This window comes from Streptomyces sp. NPDC054847 (genome assembly GCF_053610925.1).
The window spans coordinates 1-15,571 of sequence record NZ_JBSGZJ010000139.1; the positions used below are offsets into that span (position 1 = coordinate 1).

The 15,571-nt window shown below is 73.2% G+C and carries 12 protein-coding genes and 1 pseudogene; 8 read left to right on the forward strand and 5 right to left on the reverse strand.

From position 1 onward, the window contains the following. Positions 1 to 180 (forward strand): annotated as a pseudogene (locus ACWGH4_RS16425) (hypothetical protein); the annotation flags it as partial. On the opposite strand, the gene ACWGH4_RS16430 reads toward ACWGH4_RS16425, so the two are convergent. From ACWGH4_RS16430 to ACWGH4_RS16440, 3 genes are all read right to left on the reverse strand, one after another. Next, entirely contained in the window at positions 150 to 2,558 is a 2,409-nt protein-coding gene (locus ACWGH4_RS16430) for a right-handed parallel beta-helix repeat-containing protein (RefSeq protein ID WP_453460935.1), read from the reverse strand. The pseudogene ACWGH4_RS16425 and the gene ACWGH4_RS16430 overlap by 31 nt on opposite strands. A 129-nt stretch (positions 2,559 to 2,687) precedes the next feature. Further along, positions 2,688 to 3,296 carry an Rv1733c family protein gene (locus ACWGH4_RS16435; RefSeq protein WP_453460938.1) on the reverse strand — a complete coding sequence of 203 codons (609 nt, stop codon included), beginning with the start codon at positions 3,294 to 3,296 and terminating at the stop codon, positions 2,688 to 2,690. A gap of 398 nt (positions 3,297 to 3,694) precedes the next feature. Beyond that, the gene (locus ACWGH4_RS16440) at positions 3,695 to 4,147 is read right to left on the reverse strand and encodes a DUF6643 family protein (protein ID WP_441265802.1); all 453 of its coding nucleotides are present in this window, start codon (positions 4,145 to 4,147) and stop codon (positions 3,695 to 3,697) included. A gap of 251 nt (positions 4,148 to 4,398) precedes the next feature. On the opposite strand from ACWGH4_RS16440, the gene ACWGH4_RS16445 reads away from it, so the two are divergent. Next, positions 4,399 to 5,703 (forward strand): TerD family protein, encoded by a 1,305-nt coding sequence (locus ACWGH4_RS16445; RefSeq protein WP_441265801.1) that lies wholly within the window; start codon positions 4,399 to 4,401, stop codon positions 5,701 to 5,703. A gap of 70 nt (positions 5,704 to 5,773) precedes the next feature. Here ACWGH4_RS16445 and ACWGH4_RS16450 read toward each other — a convergent pair whose 3' ends face one another. Then, positions 5,774 to 6,946 (reverse strand): glycosyltransferase, encoded by a 1,173-nt coding sequence (locus tag ACWGH4_RS16450; RefSeq protein WP_453460941.1) that lies wholly within the window; start codon positions 6,944 to 6,946, stop codon positions 5,774 to 5,776. Positions 6,947 to 7,004: 58 nt separating this feature from the next. On the opposite strand from ACWGH4_RS16450, the gene ACWGH4_RS16455 reads away from it, so the two are divergent. After that, on the forward strand, positions 7,005 to 7,790 hold the full coding sequence (locus ACWGH4_RS16455; RefSeq protein WP_453460944.1) for a glutamate racemase: 786 nt from the start codon (positions 7,005 to 7,007) through the stop codon (positions 7,788 to 7,790). Between the two features lie 232 nt (positions 7,791 to 8,022). Beyond that, positions 8,023 to 8,610 carry a hypothetical protein gene (locus ACWGH4_RS16460; protein ID WP_453460947.1) on the forward strand — a complete coding sequence of 196 codons (588 nt, stop codon included), beginning with the start codon at positions 8,023 to 8,025 and terminating at the stop codon, positions 8,608 to 8,610. Between the two features lie 126 nt (positions 8,611 to 8,736). Here ACWGH4_RS16460 and ACWGH4_RS16465 read toward each other — a convergent pair whose 3' ends face one another. After that, on the reverse strand, positions 8,737 to 9,933 hold the full coding sequence (locus tag ACWGH4_RS16465) for an O-antigen ligase family protein (RefSeq protein ID WP_453460950.1): 1,197 nt from the start codon (positions 9,931 to 9,933) through the stop codon (positions 8,737 to 8,739). 232 nt (positions 9,934 to 10,165) lie between these two features. Here ACWGH4_RS16465 and lnt point away from each other — a divergent pair, with 232 nt between their 5' ends. The 4 genes from lnt (at position 10,166) to ACWGH4_RS16485 (ending at position 15,436) form a co-directional block, all read left to right on the forward strand. Then, positions 10,166 to 11,782 (forward strand): apolipoprotein N-acyltransferase, encoded by a 1,617-nt coding sequence (gene lnt / locus ACWGH4_RS16470; protein ID WP_453460952.1) that lies wholly within the window; start codon positions 10,166 to 10,168, stop codon positions 11,780 to 11,782. Between the two features lie 163 nt (positions 11,783 to 11,945). Further along, positions 11,946 to 12,431: an NUDIX hydrolase gene (locus ACWGH4_RS16475; RefSeq protein WP_453460954.1), complete on the forward strand. Its 486-nt coding sequence runs from the start codon at positions 11,946 to 11,948 to the stop codon at positions 12,429 to 12,431. 58 nt (positions 12,432 to 12,489) lie between these two features. After that, positions 12,490 to 13,311: a 3-hydroxybutyrate dehydrogenase gene (locus ACWGH4_RS16480; RefSeq protein WP_453460957.1), complete on the forward strand. Its 822-nt coding sequence runs from the start codon at positions 12,490 to 12,492 to the stop codon at positions 13,309 to 13,311. 145 nt (positions 13,312 to 13,456) lie between these two features. Further along, positions 13,457 to 15,436, forward strand: a complete 1,980-nt coding sequence (locus ACWGH4_RS16485; protein ID WP_453460960.1) for a helix-turn-helix domain-containing protein — start codon at positions 13,457 to 13,459, stop codon at positions 15,434 to 15,436. The last annotated feature ends 135 nt before the right edge of the window (positions 15,437 to 15,571 follow it).

The following is a 15,571-nucleotide window of genomic DNA, read 5'->3' on the forward strand; positions in this document are numbered from 1 at the left end:
CTCAAGGACCCGGTGGTCTACGGCCGTTCGGAACGCCATCCGCTGCCGGAGCCGATCCTCGGGCACTCCGACTACCAGGCCCACCCGGAGTTCGCCAAGGAGCGGGCGGCCCTGCTCGACCGGCTCACGCCGGCCGTGCCCCGGCAGGCTCAGGGCAGTTCGGGCAGATCCTCCGCGTAGAGCAGGGTGAGGTCGTCGGTGTTCGTCTCCGCGAGCTCGGCGACCCGCCCCGCGTGCCGCTCCACCATCGACTCGAACGTCTGGCGCGCGGTACGGCCGTTGCCGAAGGCCGGCCCCTTGGGCAGCGCCGTGAAGTACTTCAGCAGCGCCTCCGACGTGCCCTCGGCCAGCCGGTACTCGTGCTCCTCCGCCTGCTGCTCGACGATCCGCAGCAGTTCCTCAGGGTCGTAGTCGCTGAAGGTGATGGTCCGTGAGAAGCGGGAGGCGACACCGGGGTTTACCGCGAGGAAGCGCTCCATCTCCGCCGTGTAGCCGGCGACGATGACCACGACGGCGTCCCGGTGGTCCTCCATCAGCTTCACCAGGGTGTCGATGGCCTCCTTGCCGAAGTCCCGGCCGGAGTCCTCGGGAGACAGCGCGTACGCCTCGTCGATGAACAGCACACCGCCGCGCGCCCGGTCGAACGCCTCCTGGGTGCGGATCGCGGTGGAGCCGATGTGCTCGCCCACCAGGTCTACCCGTGACACCTCGACGAGATGGCCGCGCTCCAGGACCCCGAGGGAGGCGAGGATCTCCCCGTACAGCCGGGCGACGGTCGTCTTGCCCGTGCCCGGTGAGCCGGTGAAGACCAAGTGGCGCCGTACGGACGCCGCCTTGAGACCGGCCTCCTGACGGCGGCGGCCCACTTCGATCATGTTGGTGAGCGTACGGACCTCGCGCTTGACGCTGTGCAGACCCACCAGGGCGTCCAGTTCGCCGAGGACCGCGACGGAACTGCGCACCGGCTCCTCCGACGGGGCGGGAGCCGGGACGGACTGCGTGCTCTGTGAGGGTACGGCGGACAGCAGACCGGGCGTCCTGGTCGCCGTCAGGGTGGCCGTCGCAGGCTCCGCGCCGGGGCGGGCGATCCCGCTCTCGTCGCTGGTGCAGTCCTCGACGACCGGGCCGGAGTCCTCGCCGAACTCGTAACCGCCGCGCGCACAGCGCTCCGTGCGGCAGCGGTTCAGCGTCGTACGGCAGCCGTCCATCACATGGAAGCCGTAGCCCCCGCTGCCGGTCACCCGGCAGCCACGGAAGGTGCCGCGGCCCTCCGCGGACACGTAGAAGCCGGCCTCGGCCGGGGAGGTGACGGTGCAGCGCTCGATCACCGGGTCCGCGCCCTTGGTGACGATCACGCCCGTCTGGGCGGCGTCGATGGTGCAGCCGTTCAGGGTGCCGCCGCTGCCGTGGTCGCGGAACCAGGCGCCGGTCGAGACCTCGCGGATACGGCAGTCGTCGAGCTGTGCCGTCGCGCCGTCGCTCACCGAGACCGCCGTGTTGCGGACCTGCGAGAGGTCGCTGTCGACGACGTCGACGCGGGAGCCGCGGTCGAGGACGAACAGCGCGTCGGGCACGTCGTGGACGCGGCAGGAGTCGAGCACCGCCGTCGCGCCGTCACTGACCCAGACCGCCGGGTAGTCGCCCGTACTGTCGTGGATCTCGCACTGGTTGGCGTCCACGCGTGTCCCCGGGTCCCACACGGACAGGCCGTTGCGGCCGAAGCGGCGCACCGTGGAGCGGGTGAGCGTCAGCACGGACCGGGAGCGCAGATCGATCGCGTTCTCCGGGATGTCGTGAATGTCGCAGTCGGAGAGGGTGAGGACCGCGTCCGTGTCGAGGGTGACGCCGTCGGCCGATGTGCGGTGCACCGAGGAGTCGGTGAGGTGGGCGCCGGCGCGGGACGCGATCTGTACGCCGGTGCCCTTGATCTCGTAGACCTCGCAGCCGATCGCCTCCAGACCGCTGCCCTCGCCGGAGACGCTCAGGCCCGCGCCGGAGGTGTGGTGCACCCGGCAGCGCTCGAGGCGTGGATGCGCCCCGCCGTGCACCGACACGCCCGACTGGCCCGCCGCCACCACCTCGCACTCCTCGAAAACGCCGCCCGCGCCGTCCAGTACGCCGATCCCGACGCCCGCGGGGTTGTCGACGGTGCAGCGGCGCACCGTGGGCCGTGCGGCGCCGCGCACCTCGAGACCGACGGCGGACCTGGTGACGATCCGCAGGTCCGTCAGCTCTGGCGTGCCGTCCTCCACCAGCAGGGCGGGGGCGGCGGAGTCCTGGCCTTCCACATGCAGGTCCCGCACGGTGGCGGAGGCCCGGACGGTCAGCGGCACACCGTCGGACGGGGCGATGCGCACCGACCCGGCAGCGCCCTCGGGGCCGCGCAGCGTGACCGCGCGGCGGACGACGAGATTCTCGCGGTAGGTGCCCGGGGCGACGGTGAGGATGTCCCCGTCACCGGCGGCCTCCAGGGCAGCGGCGAGGGAGGGGTACTCGCCTGTGCGGCGCCGCCACCGCGAGGTGCCGGTGTGCGTCACCTGGACCGTGCCCTGTGCCATCGTGCTGCTCTGCCCCCACCTCGTGTTCCGTGCAACGCCGCGTCTCTGAGGGGAACGCCTCCCGAACCCCGAAGGGCGTCGCACCACCGTAGCGCGCGCGGCCCGCGGGAGTTGACGGGATGTGGCAGGTCAGCTTCCTGCGCCGGTGCGCCCCCAGTCGGGCCCCACCGCTGCCCAGGCCCGGTCCAGCGCGGCGTGTCTGCGGCGCACCAGCCGCCAGAGGACCAGCCTCCTGGCGCATTCCACGAGCACACCCCAGGCCAGCGCGGCGCCGACGCCGGCGAGCGCGGCGTGCACCTCGGCGGCGGCCATGCTCATCGGGCGGGGCACCATGCGTCCGGAACCGTCCGTCCAGACCGGGAAGGTGTCACCCGGGCGGGGTGCGGGCAGCGTGGTGGGGACCGTGCCGGTGTGCCGACTGCCGTCCGGGGCGGTCCACTTCGCGGTGACCGCCCCGCGGCGCTCGTCGGCCGCGGCGGTCTCCGGGTCGAAGGCGACGGGCCGCGGGAGTTCGGCCGACCCGAGCACGGTGGCCGTCGTGGCGTGCCGCTGGAGGCGCTGGACACGGATCGACTGGCGCAGTGACTCCTCGGTCAGCGCACCGGTGATCCAGCCGACCGCCGGGGCGGCCGTGACGATGAGCACGACGGCGGCCAGCGCGAGCCACGCCTCGCACAGATCGGTGGCACGCCGCAGGGGATTGCGGCGCCAGCGCCAGATGCCGACGGCTGCCCGCACGATCCGCACCCCCCTTCCCTTGTCCGTGATAGCCCGGCAGGGCACGGCACAGGCGCGGGTGGTGCGAAGAGAGAGGAACGTCACCCCGCGAGCCGTGCCGCGCACTGTCCAACGAGCCTGCCACCGCGATCGGTTCCCGTCGGGCGGGCGACGTCGGCAGCGGGTGCAGGGCAGGGTCGGTCACGCGGGCAGAGGGACCGGGGCCGGTCGCTCTGCGTGATCAGGGAGGGGCGAGCCGGTGAGGGCCTCATGTACGTGGCGCAGGTGGGCACATGAGCGCGTGGCGAGGGAACTCATGAGCGTCCAGGGCGGATCTCCGGTGTGCCCTGCTCGTCGAGCGGCGGCCCGCCCTGCCTCCGCGCCGGAGCACTGTCCGGACGGGCCGCCCTCGCCGTCGCTCAGTACCCCCGGCCCTGGTACGGGCGGTTGTACGGATCCTCGTAGGGCGCGGGCGCCGGAGCGGGACGCGCCGCCGCCGGCCGCATGGCCTCGTAGCCGGTGGACACCGGCCGCTGCGGCTGGGACTGGTACTGCGGTCCCGGATAGCCGCGGGGAGGGCCGGCCTGCTGCGGGATGTACGGGGCGGGCGCATGCTGCAGCGGGACCGGCTGCTGCGTCTGCTGCGGGTAACCGTAGGCGGGGGCGGGATGGGAGGGTGCCGCCGGGAGGGCAGGCAGGGCCGCGGGGAGCGCCGGCAGGTAGCTGTTGCCGGTGTCGTATGCGGCAGGCACTCGGATCGGGGCGATCTGAGGGGTGCCCCGCTCCGCGACCAGGGAGTCGTAGATCGGGGTGTCGGGAAACGCCGGCGCGGAGTAGTAACCGCCGCCATAGGTGGCGCGGGGGGAGGTCATGGCACATAAGTTAAGCCCACGATGTGCTGGTTGGGGAGACCGATAAGAGGGTTGTTTCATCAGCTCTGAGTGACCACGGTTCACTAATGTGGGCGAAGTTGGGGGAAACGGGCTTCCTGGCGTCTCGCGATCGTGTAAAGGGCAAGCTGGGAGAGGGTTACCGACGGGTCGGCCCCCCTGTGGGGGATGTATGCGGAATAGGTTGACGATGAACGATCTTCCGGGCGCAACGAATCGAGATGGGGGAGAGCATGTCCATGCTTAAGGGAGCGAATACTCCGGTGTCGGTGCGGAGTGTCCGCGTCGAGCTGGGCTGGCACTCCGGACCGGGGGTGCCCGACGTCGACGCGTCGGCACTCCTCCTCCTGTCGTCGGGGAAGGTCCGTTCCGACAGCGACTTCGTCTTCTACAACCAGCCGGCCCACGCCTCGGGAGCCGTACGGCACGAGGGCAAGCAGTCGACGACCGGCGCCACGACCGATTCCGTCGCCGTCGACCTCGACCGCGTCGAGAGCTCGATCGAACGCGTCGTGCTGGCCGCCTCCGCCGACGGCGGCACCTTCGGGCAGGTGCCCGGCCTCCACATCAAGGTGCTCGACGCCGGCTCCGGCGCCGAGATCGCCCGCTACGACAGCCAGGACGCCACGGTCGAGACGGCCTTCGTGCTCGGAGAGCTCTACCGGCGCCAGGGCGCATGGAAGTTCCGCGCCGTCGGGCAGGGCTACGGCACCGGCCTCGAAGGGCTCGCCACGGACTTCGGCATCACCGTCGACGAACCGCAGCAGGCCACGGTCACCGAAGCCGCCGTCACCCAGGCCACCCTGCCGGCGGTCACGCCGCCCGTCGCCACCCCGCCGCCCCCGCCGGCGGCACCCCCCGCACCGGCCACCCCCGCCGCGCCGCCCGCCCCGGCGGCTCCGGTACGCCTCACGAAAGTGACGCTGACCAAGGAGTCGCCGAGCGTCTCCCTCACCAAGCAGGGCGGCACCTCCGGCGCGATGCGCGTCAACCTCAGCTGGCAGGTCCGCAAGCAGTTCCAGGGCTGGGGCGCCAAACTCGGCCGGGCCATCGCCATGCACGGTGACCTCGACCTCGACCTGTGCGCCCTCTACGAACTCTCCGACGGACGCAAGGGCGTCGTGCAGGCCCTCGGCAACGCCTTCGGGGCGCTGAACCAGCCCCCGTTCATCCACCTCGACGGGGACGACCGCACAGGCGGGACCCCGGGCGAGAACCTCACCATCAATCTCGACCGCCGGCAGGACATCCGCCGCGTCGTCATCTTCGTGACCGTCTACCAAGGGGCCCGCAGCTTCGCCGACCTCGACGCGACGGTGACGCTGCAGCCGCAGCACGGAGCGGCCATCGACTTCTCCCTCGGCGAGTGCACCGTTCCCTCCACGGTCTGCGCCCTCGCCCTGATCACCAACACCGGCTCCGACCTCGTCGTCCAGCGGGAGGCCCGCTTCCTGGTCCCGGAACGCGGCGTGAGCCCGCAGCGCACGATCGACCACGCCTACGGCTGGGGCATGAACTGGACCCCCGGCCGCAAGTAGCGGCCCCTGCGTGCTCCCGCCCCGCCGTCACCCGGCGGGGGCGGGAGCCGTTTCACGCGGAACCCGGCGCTCAGGAGTCGCCGGCGGCCTCGGGCCGCGCGTAGGTGCGTCCCTTCCACGCGGCGCCCCGGCCCCGGTAGTGCTGCACCGCGGAGTCGACCGTCATCAGGAGATAGAGCGCGGCGGTGAACGGCAGGGTCAGCGCGAGGAGCGGCGGCTGGCGGTAGTAGCGCAGCATCGGCAGGTACGTGCCCGCCATCACCGCCCACGCCGCCGCCCCCGCCCACGCGGCCACCGCGTCCCCGCCGAGCAGCCCGACCGCCAGCGCCGCCGGAGGGGCGAGATACACCAGCGCCAGCCCTGCGACCGTCCCGGCCAGCACCGGCGGGCTGTGACGCAGCTGGGCGTAGGCGCTGCGCGACACCATCCGCCATAGATCCGCCAGCCGTGGGTAGGGGCGCACGCTCTCGACCCGGTCGGCCAGACCGAGCCAGATCCTGCCGCCCGAGCGCCGCACGGCGCGGGCCAGGGAGACGTCGTCGATCACCTCCTGGCGGATCGAGTCGGGGACACCGGCCCGCGTCGCGGCCTCCGTACGCAGCAGCACACAGCCGCCCGCCGCGGCCGTCGTCCGCGCCCCCGCCTTGTTGATCCACCGGAACGGATAGAGCTGCGAGAAGAAGTACACGAACGCCGGCACCACCAGCCGCTCCCAGCCGCCGGCGACCCGTAGCCGCGCCATCTGTGACACGAGGTCCAGGCCGCCGGTGTGCGCCGCGGCGACCAACTCCCGGAGGCTGTCCGGCGCGTGGGCGATGTCGGCGTCGGTGAGCAGCAGGAACTCCGGGTCGCGTTCCTCCGCGGCGTCGATGCCGTGCCGCAGGGCCCACAGCTTCCCGGTCCAGCCGTGTCCGGGCTCGCCCGGCGTCACCAGCCGCAGCGGCAGGCCACCGTGCCGCGCCGCCAGGGACCGTGCCAGGTCCCCCGTACCGTCACCGCTGTTGTCGTCGACGAGCACGATCTCGGCCCGGCCCGGGTAGTCCTGGGCGAGCAGCGTCGGCAGACTCACGGGCAGTACGTCCGCCTCGTCCCGCGCGGGCACGACGACGGCGACATCCGGCCAGTGCGCCGGATCCTCGCGGTCCGGCAGCCGCTGGTCGGTCCGCCAGAAGAAGCCCTGGCCGAGCAGCAGCCACCCCCAGGCGGCCAGCGATCCGACAGCGGTCCAGGCAAGAGCGCTCATCCGCCGCAGTCTGCCCCACGCAAGGCCCGCCGTGACGGCGGTCGACTATGGTGACCGGGTGAAGATCGCGCTCATGGATTCCGGTATCGGCCTGCTGGCGGCGGCGGCCGCAGTGCGTACGCTGCGCCCCGACGCCGACCTGGTGCTGTCCTCCGACCCCGGCAGCATGCCGTGGGGTCCCCGTACACCGGACGATGTCGCCGGGCGGGCGCTGACCGTGGCGCGGGCGGCCGCCGCGCACCGGCCCGACGCGCTCATCGTCGCCTGCAACACCGCTTCCGTGCACGCCCTGCCCGCCCTCCGGGCCGAGCTCGAGCCGTCGATCCCGGTCATCGGTACGGTCCCCGCGATCAAGCCCGCCGCGGCCGGGGGCGGTCCGGTCGCGATCTGGGCGACGCCTGCGACCACGGGCAGTCCCTACCAGCGCGGACTGATCAAGGAGTTCGCCGGCTCGGTCGAGGTGACCGAGGTTCCCTGTCCGGGTCTCGCCGACGCGGTGGAGCGGGCGGACGAGGACGCGATCGACCGGGCCGTCGCCGCGGCGGCCGCGCTCACCCCGCGTGACGTCAGGGCCGTCGTCCTCGGCTGCACTCATTACGAACTGGTCTCCGAGCGCATCCGGGCGGCGGTCCAGCAGCCCGGCCTGCCGCCCCTCGTCCTGCACGGCTCTGCGGGAGCCGTCGCCGCGCAGGCCCTGCGCCGGATCGGTGCGGAGCCCGCTCCCGACGCGTCGCCGAGCGGCCGGCTCACGGTCCTGCTGAGCGGGACGGAAGCCACTCTTCCGGCGGAGGCGCTCGGCTACGCGGAGAGCCGCCTGCTGCCTGCGGTGACCCCGGTCCGCTGAACCGGGTCGCGGCCCTTTCACGGGCGTAGACCGCTGCCTGCCGACCGGGACGCCCCTGGTCCCCGACCGCCACCCGCGACCTGTGACGACGGCAGGTGCCGCACGCCGGTCGGGTGGTCCGTCTGCGCGTGCGTTTCCGAGGCCACGGGGCGCTGATGGGTGCCTTTCCCGCCCTTGTCGCCGTTTCGCCGCATCAGTGCTGGTTGTCCCGATGCTGGGTAGGGTCCTAGGCATGAGGCACCACTTCCGCCACGAGGGGCGCGGCTCGGAGCCCCTTCCAGAGGTCTGGACCGGCCGGGCAACTAACCGCATGCAGTGGCTGCTCGCCGTGGCGGGGCTGGCCTGTCTGGCGCTCGGCATCAAGCTGGCCATCGGGGCCACGTGGACCACCGGCATCGCGGCCATGTTGATGGCGGTCGTCGGCTGCGTCGCGGCGGGCCTCATGATTCTTTACGGGACCCTCGCCTTCGTGCACGTGGCGGTGAAGATCGACAGCCATGCGCTGGACGTGCGCTGCGGTCACATCGGCGTACCGCGCCGGCACATCCCTCTGTCGCATGTGGAGAGCGCGGAGTTCGTCCACCGGGTGACGCCCCGGCAGTGGGGCGGCTGGGGCTGCCGCTGGCGTCCGGAGCGGGGCACCGCGGTCGTCGTCCGGCGCGGCGAAGGCGTGGCGGTCACCCTCAGCGACGGCAGCAGGTTCACGGTGACGGTCGACGACGCGGCCATGGCGGTACGGGTCCTCCGCGCCAGGATCAATCACCTCAAGGCGACCGGGGCACCGGGAGCCACGGGGGCGAGCCAGGCGCCAGGGGCGTGAGCCGGCCCGTGTGGAGCCGCCCGCGGCACCTTCCTCTTTCGTGACCGCCCCCGTGCTTGCCCGGGCGGCCTCGGCAACCCCGGCGACTCCGCGTTCTCCTGGCGGACGCACGCGCCGTGCCGCGGCCTACAGGTCCTGTCCTTCGCGCGGCGTGCGCGCCGTGGCCAGTCCCGCCAGCAGCGCGGCCCCGGTGGTGACGGGGGCGAAACTCAGCACGTTGCCGACACAGGCCAGCGCCGCCACTGCCGTCAGCGCGGCGGCGGCGCTCAGCGCCACGGGCGTCGGTCGGGGCGAACGCCCGAGCCCGTACAGGATCCAGCCGAAGACCGCCGCGAGCAGCGCGACGCCGGCCACTCCCTGCTCCGCCGCCTGCTGGAGCGGTGCCGAATGGGGTTTGTTCCCCGAGGCCGGCGACTGGACGGACGCGGGGCTCAGCCGGCCGAAGCGAGCGGGACCGACGCCCCGGACAGGCTCCCGTTCCGCCAGGGTGAGGGCGTCCCGCCACAGAGCGACCCGGTGCACGGTGAGTGGCGCCTCCACCGAGGTGGCGAGGCCGGAGGGAAGGGCGTCCTCCGCGACGGCCCACGTGGTTCCCGCGACGAGGCCCGTCGCCAGCGCGAGTGCCACGAGAACGGCGGCGCGCCGGCGTATCCGGGCCACGGCGAGCGAACAGAGCAGCACGGTCAGGCAGGCGGCGAACGCGGGGACGGACGCCAGCACGAGCGCGGAACAGGCCACGGCCGTCGCGAACAGGCGCGACACCGTCCTGCCTCCCGCCGTCCGGGCGGCGGACGCCGCACAGCAGGCCGCACCCGTGCCGAGCACCAGGAGTGCGGCGACGGCACCCGTCTGTCCCAAGGGGGTGACGGCACCGGCGGCGGCGCCCGGGACCACCCCGTCATGGGCCACGACCGCGACCGTGACGGCCCCCACCGCGGTCACGACGAAGCCGCCGACCGGCAGGAGCGAGCCCGCGATCCGTCCGCAGGCGTATCCCGCGGTCACGGCGAACACGGCGAGCAGCACGCCTTCCGGCCGCCCCTCCCGTCCGGCGGCGCTGACCAGCGACCACACGGCGCAGCCGACAAGGACGACGACGCCCGCCGCGTCCGCACCGCTACGGCCTTCGCCACCCTTGTGCGCACGCTGCCCGCGGTCCGGGTGCGCACCCTGCCCGCGGTCCAGGTGCGTGTGCGTACCGTCCCTGGGATCCGGGTCCGAGCCGCGTTCCGGGTGCGCGTGCGCACCGTTCGCGCGATCCGGGCCCGTCTCCGGATCGCTTCGGTGTTCCCGGCCCGTGGGCGGACCGCCCGTTGAACCCATCCCGTCGCCCCCCGACTGTGACGGCCCCGCGCGGCCGGAACGGGCCGGACGCCGACGGGCGCCCGATGCGCGACAGCCGGAACCGACCTGAACGGCTCGTGGTGTGCGCGGGACCGGCGAACACGCTAACGGGAGCCTCGGACATGTGTGGAGTGATTGCGGAGAAACGTTGCTGCTGGGTGAGGTGGACGTGACTGCGCCGCTCACAGGCCTCCGCCGTAGACTCCGCCAGGTGAGCGCCATCATGACCCCCGTCGACACCCCCGGACCCGCACCCACCGAGGACCGGCCGCTGCTGCGCCGGTTCGCGCGCCCAGGTGCCGCCGCGCTCTCCGGCCTGCTGCTCTTCGCGAGTTTCCCGCCGCGTCCGCTGTGGTGGCTGGCCGTGCCGGCGTTCGCCCTGCTCGGCCTGACACTGCACGGACGCCGGCCGCGGTCCGCGTTCGGGCTCGGTTACCTGGCGGGCCTAGGCTTCCTGCTCCCCCTGCTGTTCTGGACGGGCGAGGAGGTCGGCCCGGTGCCCTGGCTGGCGCTGGTCGCGGCGGAGGCGCTGTTCGTGGCGTTCGCCTGCATGGGCATCGCCCTCGTCTCACGGCTGCCGGCGTGGCCCGTGTGGGCCGCCGCCGTCTGGATCGCGGGCGAAGCCGCGCGTGCCCGCCTACCCTTCGGCGGCTTCCCGTGGGGCAAGATCGCCTTCGGTCAGGCCGACGGCTTCTTCCTGCCGCTCGCGGCGCTCGGCGGCACCCTTGTGCTGAGCTTCGCCGTCGTGCTCTGCGGATTCGGCCTCTACGAATGCGTGCGGCAGGCGCTTGCTCACCGCCGCGGCGGGACCGTTCCGCGCATCGCCGCCGTGACGGCGCTGCTCGCCCTCCTCGTGCCCGTCGCCGCGGCCCTCGCCTCCCGGCCGCTGGTCGACGCCTCCGCCGAGGACGGCACCGCCACCGTCGCCGCGATCCAGGGCAACGTCCCCAGGCTCGGTCTCGACTTCAACGCCCAGCGCCGGGCCGTCCTCGACAACCACGCCCGCCGGACGGAACAGCTCGCCGCGGACGTGGCGGCCGGCAAGGAACCCCGGCCGGACTTCGTCCTGTGGCCGGAGAACTCCTCCGACCTCGACCCGTACCGCAACGCCGACGCCCGCCAGGTCATCGACCGGGCGGTCAAGGCCATCGGTGTTCCGACCGTCGTGGGCGCCGTGCTGACCCCGGAGACGGGCAAGCTCCGCAACACCCTCATCGAGTGGGACCCCGCACGGGGGCCCGTCGACACCTACGACAAGCGCCATGTGCAGCCGTTCGGGGAGTACATCCCGATGCGGTCCGTCGTACGGGTCTTCAACTCCGACGTGGACCGGGTCCAGCGCGACTTCGGACCCGGGCACGAGGTGGGGGTCTTCGACCTCGCCGGTACCGAGGTCGGCCTGGTCACCTGCTTCGAGGCGGCCTTCGACGACGCCGCCCGAGACACCGTCACGCACGGCGCGCAGCTCATCTCCGTGCCGAGCAACAACGCCACCTTCGGCCGGAGCGAGATGACGTACCAGCAGCTGGCGATGTCCCGCGTGCGGGCCGTCGAACACAGCCGGTCCGTCGTCGTCCCCGTCACCAGCGGTGTCAGCGCCGTCATCCTGCCCGACGGGGAGATCGTCGAACAGACGGCGATGTTCACGCCGGACGCCCTGGTCGCCGAGGTGCCGCTGCGCTCGTCGCTCACGCCCGCGACCCGGCTCGGCAGCGCGCCCGAACTGGTCCTCGTGCTGCTCGCGGCCGGCGGCCTGTCCGCGGTCGCCGTCGGCGCGGTCCGGACCCGGCGGCGTGTGACGGACGAGACGGCGGCGGACAAGGCCTGAGTCCGCCGGGCCTCCGGCCACGGCGGCGGACAAGGCCCGAGTCCGTCAGGCGTCCGGCCAGGGTGCTGCGCTGTCGGGGGCCGGTCGGGAGAGCGCCCGGGGGCTGTGCCGGTCCGCGGAGGGGCTCGGACGGTCCGGCCGGGGCCGGCGGTAGGGTCCGGGCATGGCAACTCCCGAATTCATCCGCGCCATCCGGGCGACCGCCGGCCACCAGCTGCTGTTCCTACCCGGTGTCAGCGCCGTCGTCTTCGACGACGCGGGGCGGGTGCTGCTGGGCAGGCGCGCCGACACGGGCAACTGGTCGGTCATCGGCGGCATCCCGGAGCCCGGCGAACAGCCCGCCATGACGGCGGCACGCGAGGTGTACGAGGAGACCGCCGTGCGCTGCGTGGCCGAGCGGGTCGTGCTGGTGCAGGCGCTGCCGAGGCCCGTCACCTATCCCAACGGCGACGTGTGCCAGTACATGGACATCACCATGCGCTGCCGTGCGGTGAGCGGGGCCGCCGAGGCGCGTGTCAACGACGAGGAGTCCCTGGAGGTGGGCTGGTTCCCCGTCGACGCGCTGCCGGAGCTCCACGACTTCGCGACCTTCCGGATCAAACATGCGCTGTCCGAAGGACCAGCATGGTTCGAACCCACCAAGGCGTAGCGAAGTATGGGCTGCGACCACATCGGTCGACGGATGATCGCTGCCTAATGTGCCGGACATGACCGCGCCCACCACACCGCCCGGCACCCCCGTCCCCGCAGCCGCGGCGTCCACCCTGTCCGTCGACCTCGGCGGCCGCACCGCCCTCGTCACCGGTGCCGCGGGCGGCATCGGCCGCGCCTGCACCCTCCGGCTCGCGGCCGCCGGGGCCAAGGTCAGAGCCGTCGACCGGGACGCCGACGGACTGGCTGCGCTCGCCGCGCACAGCGAGGGCCTCGCCGGGGCCGTGGAACCGTACCTGCTCGACCTCACCGACCTGGACGCCGCGGAAGCGGCGGCCGCCGGCACGGACATCCTCGTCAACAACGCGGGCCTGCAACTGGTACGGCCCATCGAGGACTTCCCGCCGGACGTCTTCCACACCGTGCTCACGGTGATGCTCGAAGCCCCGTTCCGGCTCATCAGGGGCGCGCTGCCGCACATGTACGCACAGGGCTGGGGCAGGATCGTCAACATCTCCTCCGTACACGGACTGCGCGCCTCCGCCTACAAGTCCGCGTATGTGGCCGCCAAACACGGTCTCGAAGGACTCTCCAAGACGGCCGCCCTCGAGGGCGCACCGCACGGCGTGACGTCCGTCTGCGTCAACCCCGGCTATGTGCGCACACCCCTCGTCGAGAAGCAGATCGCCGACCAGGCCGCCGCGCACGACCTGCCGGAGGACCGCGTGCTCACCGAGGTCCTCCTCAAGGACTCCGCGATCAAGCGGCTCGTCGAGCCGGAGGAGGTGGCGGAGGCCGCCCTGTACCTCTGCTCGCCCCAGGCCTCCTTCATCACCGGTACGTCCCTGACCCTCGACGGCGGCTGGACGGCTCACTAGGCGTATCGAGCACGACGCGCTTCACGCCAGGCGTCACGACAGGTGTATCGATCACGAGCGGATCCAGGTCCTGGCGTCGGGCCGGGTACCGCATCGTTGTCCACAGGGCTGGTGCGACCGCCCGTACGGCAGGAATCCTGTGTCCATGTCCCACGATCAAGCCCACTACCTGGAGCTCCTCGCACGCGGCGCGGCCGCCGACGCGTACGACAGGCCGTTGCTCCTCGCCCGCGCGGACGGCGCCGGGCCCGAGCAGCTGGCCGCGCTCGAACACGCCAAACAGCTGGCCCTTCGGGTGCGGGCGGAGCTGGAGGGGCGGCGCCGCCGCGAGGCGGAACTGTCCGCCCTCTTCGAGACCGCGCACGACCTCGCCGGTCTGCGCGACCTCGACGCGGTGCTCCGGGCGATCGTGCAGCGGGCCCGGTCGCTGCTTGGCACCGAGGTCGCCTACCTCAGCCTCAACGACCCGGCCGCCGGCGACACCTACATGCGGGTCACCGAGGGTTCGGTGTCGGCCCGGTTCCAGCAGGTGCGGCTCGGCATGGGGGAGGGGCTCGGCGGACTCGTCGCCCAGACCGCGCGGCCCTATGTGACGGAAAGCTACTTCGACGACGCCCGCTTCGAGCACACAGGGACCATCGACGCCGCGGTCAAGGACGAGGGCCTCGTCGCCATCCTCGGCGTGCCGCTCATGCTGGGCAGCCAGGTCATCGGAGTCCTGTTCGCCGCCGACCGGCGCGCCAGGGTCTTCGAACGGGAGCAGGTCGCGCTGCTCGCCTCCTTCGCAGCCCACGCGGCCGTCGCCATCGACACCGCCAACCTCCTCGCGGAGACCCGCTCCGCGCTCGCCGACCTCGAGCGGGCCAACGCGATCATCCAGGACCACAGCGGCGTCCTGGAGCGCGCCTCGGAGGTCCACGACCGTCTGACGGAACTGGTCCTGCGCGGCGGGGGCGTCGACGATGTGGCCGCAGCGCTGTCCGAAGTCCTCGACGGGACGGTCGAGTTCACCGCGGGCGGCCCGGACACCGCGCGCGCCGGCGGCCATGCGACACGGCACGGCGACGACTGGGTCGCCGCCGTCGCCGCCGGCGGGGAGGTCTTCGGCTCCCTGGTCCTGCACGGGCACCCCGACCTCGATCCCGCAGGCCGCCGCACCCTCGAACGCGCCGCGATGGTCACCTCCCTGCTGCTCCTTGCCCAACGGTCCGCCCACGACGCGGAACAGCGGGTGCGGGGCGAACTGCTCGACGACCTGCTCGACTCCCCGGACCGCGACCCCAGGCTGCTGCGGGAGCGGGCCGCCCGGCTGCGGGCCGACCTCGACGCCCCCCATGTGGTGCTCGCCGCCCGGATCGACGGCACGGCGGACGAGACCGCCACCCGGGCCGACGCCACCCGCGCCGAGCCCGCCGCCGGCCGCAAGCCCGGCGCGCGCGGCGGCTCATGGAGCCGTGCGGGCTCCCTCGACGGGGCCGCCGTCTCCGCACGTGAGACGGCGGACCGCCGGCGCCTCTGGTCCGCTGCCTCGCACCTGGCCGCGACCCGTTCCGGTCTCGCCGCCGCACGCGACGGCGGCACGGTCCTGCTCCTGCCCCTCGGTCCTGGCGACACGGCGGCGGACCTCGCCCGCCAGACCGCCCGGCAACTGGGCGGCGCGCTTCGCGAGCCGGTGACCGTCGGCGCCTCCTCGCCGGTCGACTCACCGGCCGAGGACCCGGCGCCGGTGGCCACGGCCTATGCCCAGGCCCGCCGCTGCCTCGACGCCCTGCGCCTCCTCGGCCGCTCCGGGGAGGGCGCCGCGGCGCAGGACCTGGGGTTCCTCGGGCTGCTGCTGGCCGACCCCGGTGACATCGACGGCTTCGTGCACCGCACCATCGGGGAGATCATCGACTACGACCGGCGGCGCGGTACCGACCTGGTCCGCACCCTCGACGCCTACTTCGCCAGTGGCATGAGCCCGGCCCGCACCAAGGACGACCTGCACGTCCATGTGAACACCGTGGCTCAACGGCTCGAGCGCATAGGCCGGTTGCTCGGCCCCGACTGGCAGGCGCCGGCGCGGTCCCTCGAGATCCAGCTGGCGCTGAGGCTGCACGCGATGTCGTCGTCGGCCAGCTCCTGAGGCCCTGCCCGCCTGTCGTCTGTTCAGGCGACCGCGCGTCCCGTTCGCGGGGATCGGAGCCACCGTTCCCCCGCCGTTCATGAAGTCCACGAGGTCCCCACCGCCTCCGTATACGCGAACTGCGCGGACCCGTCC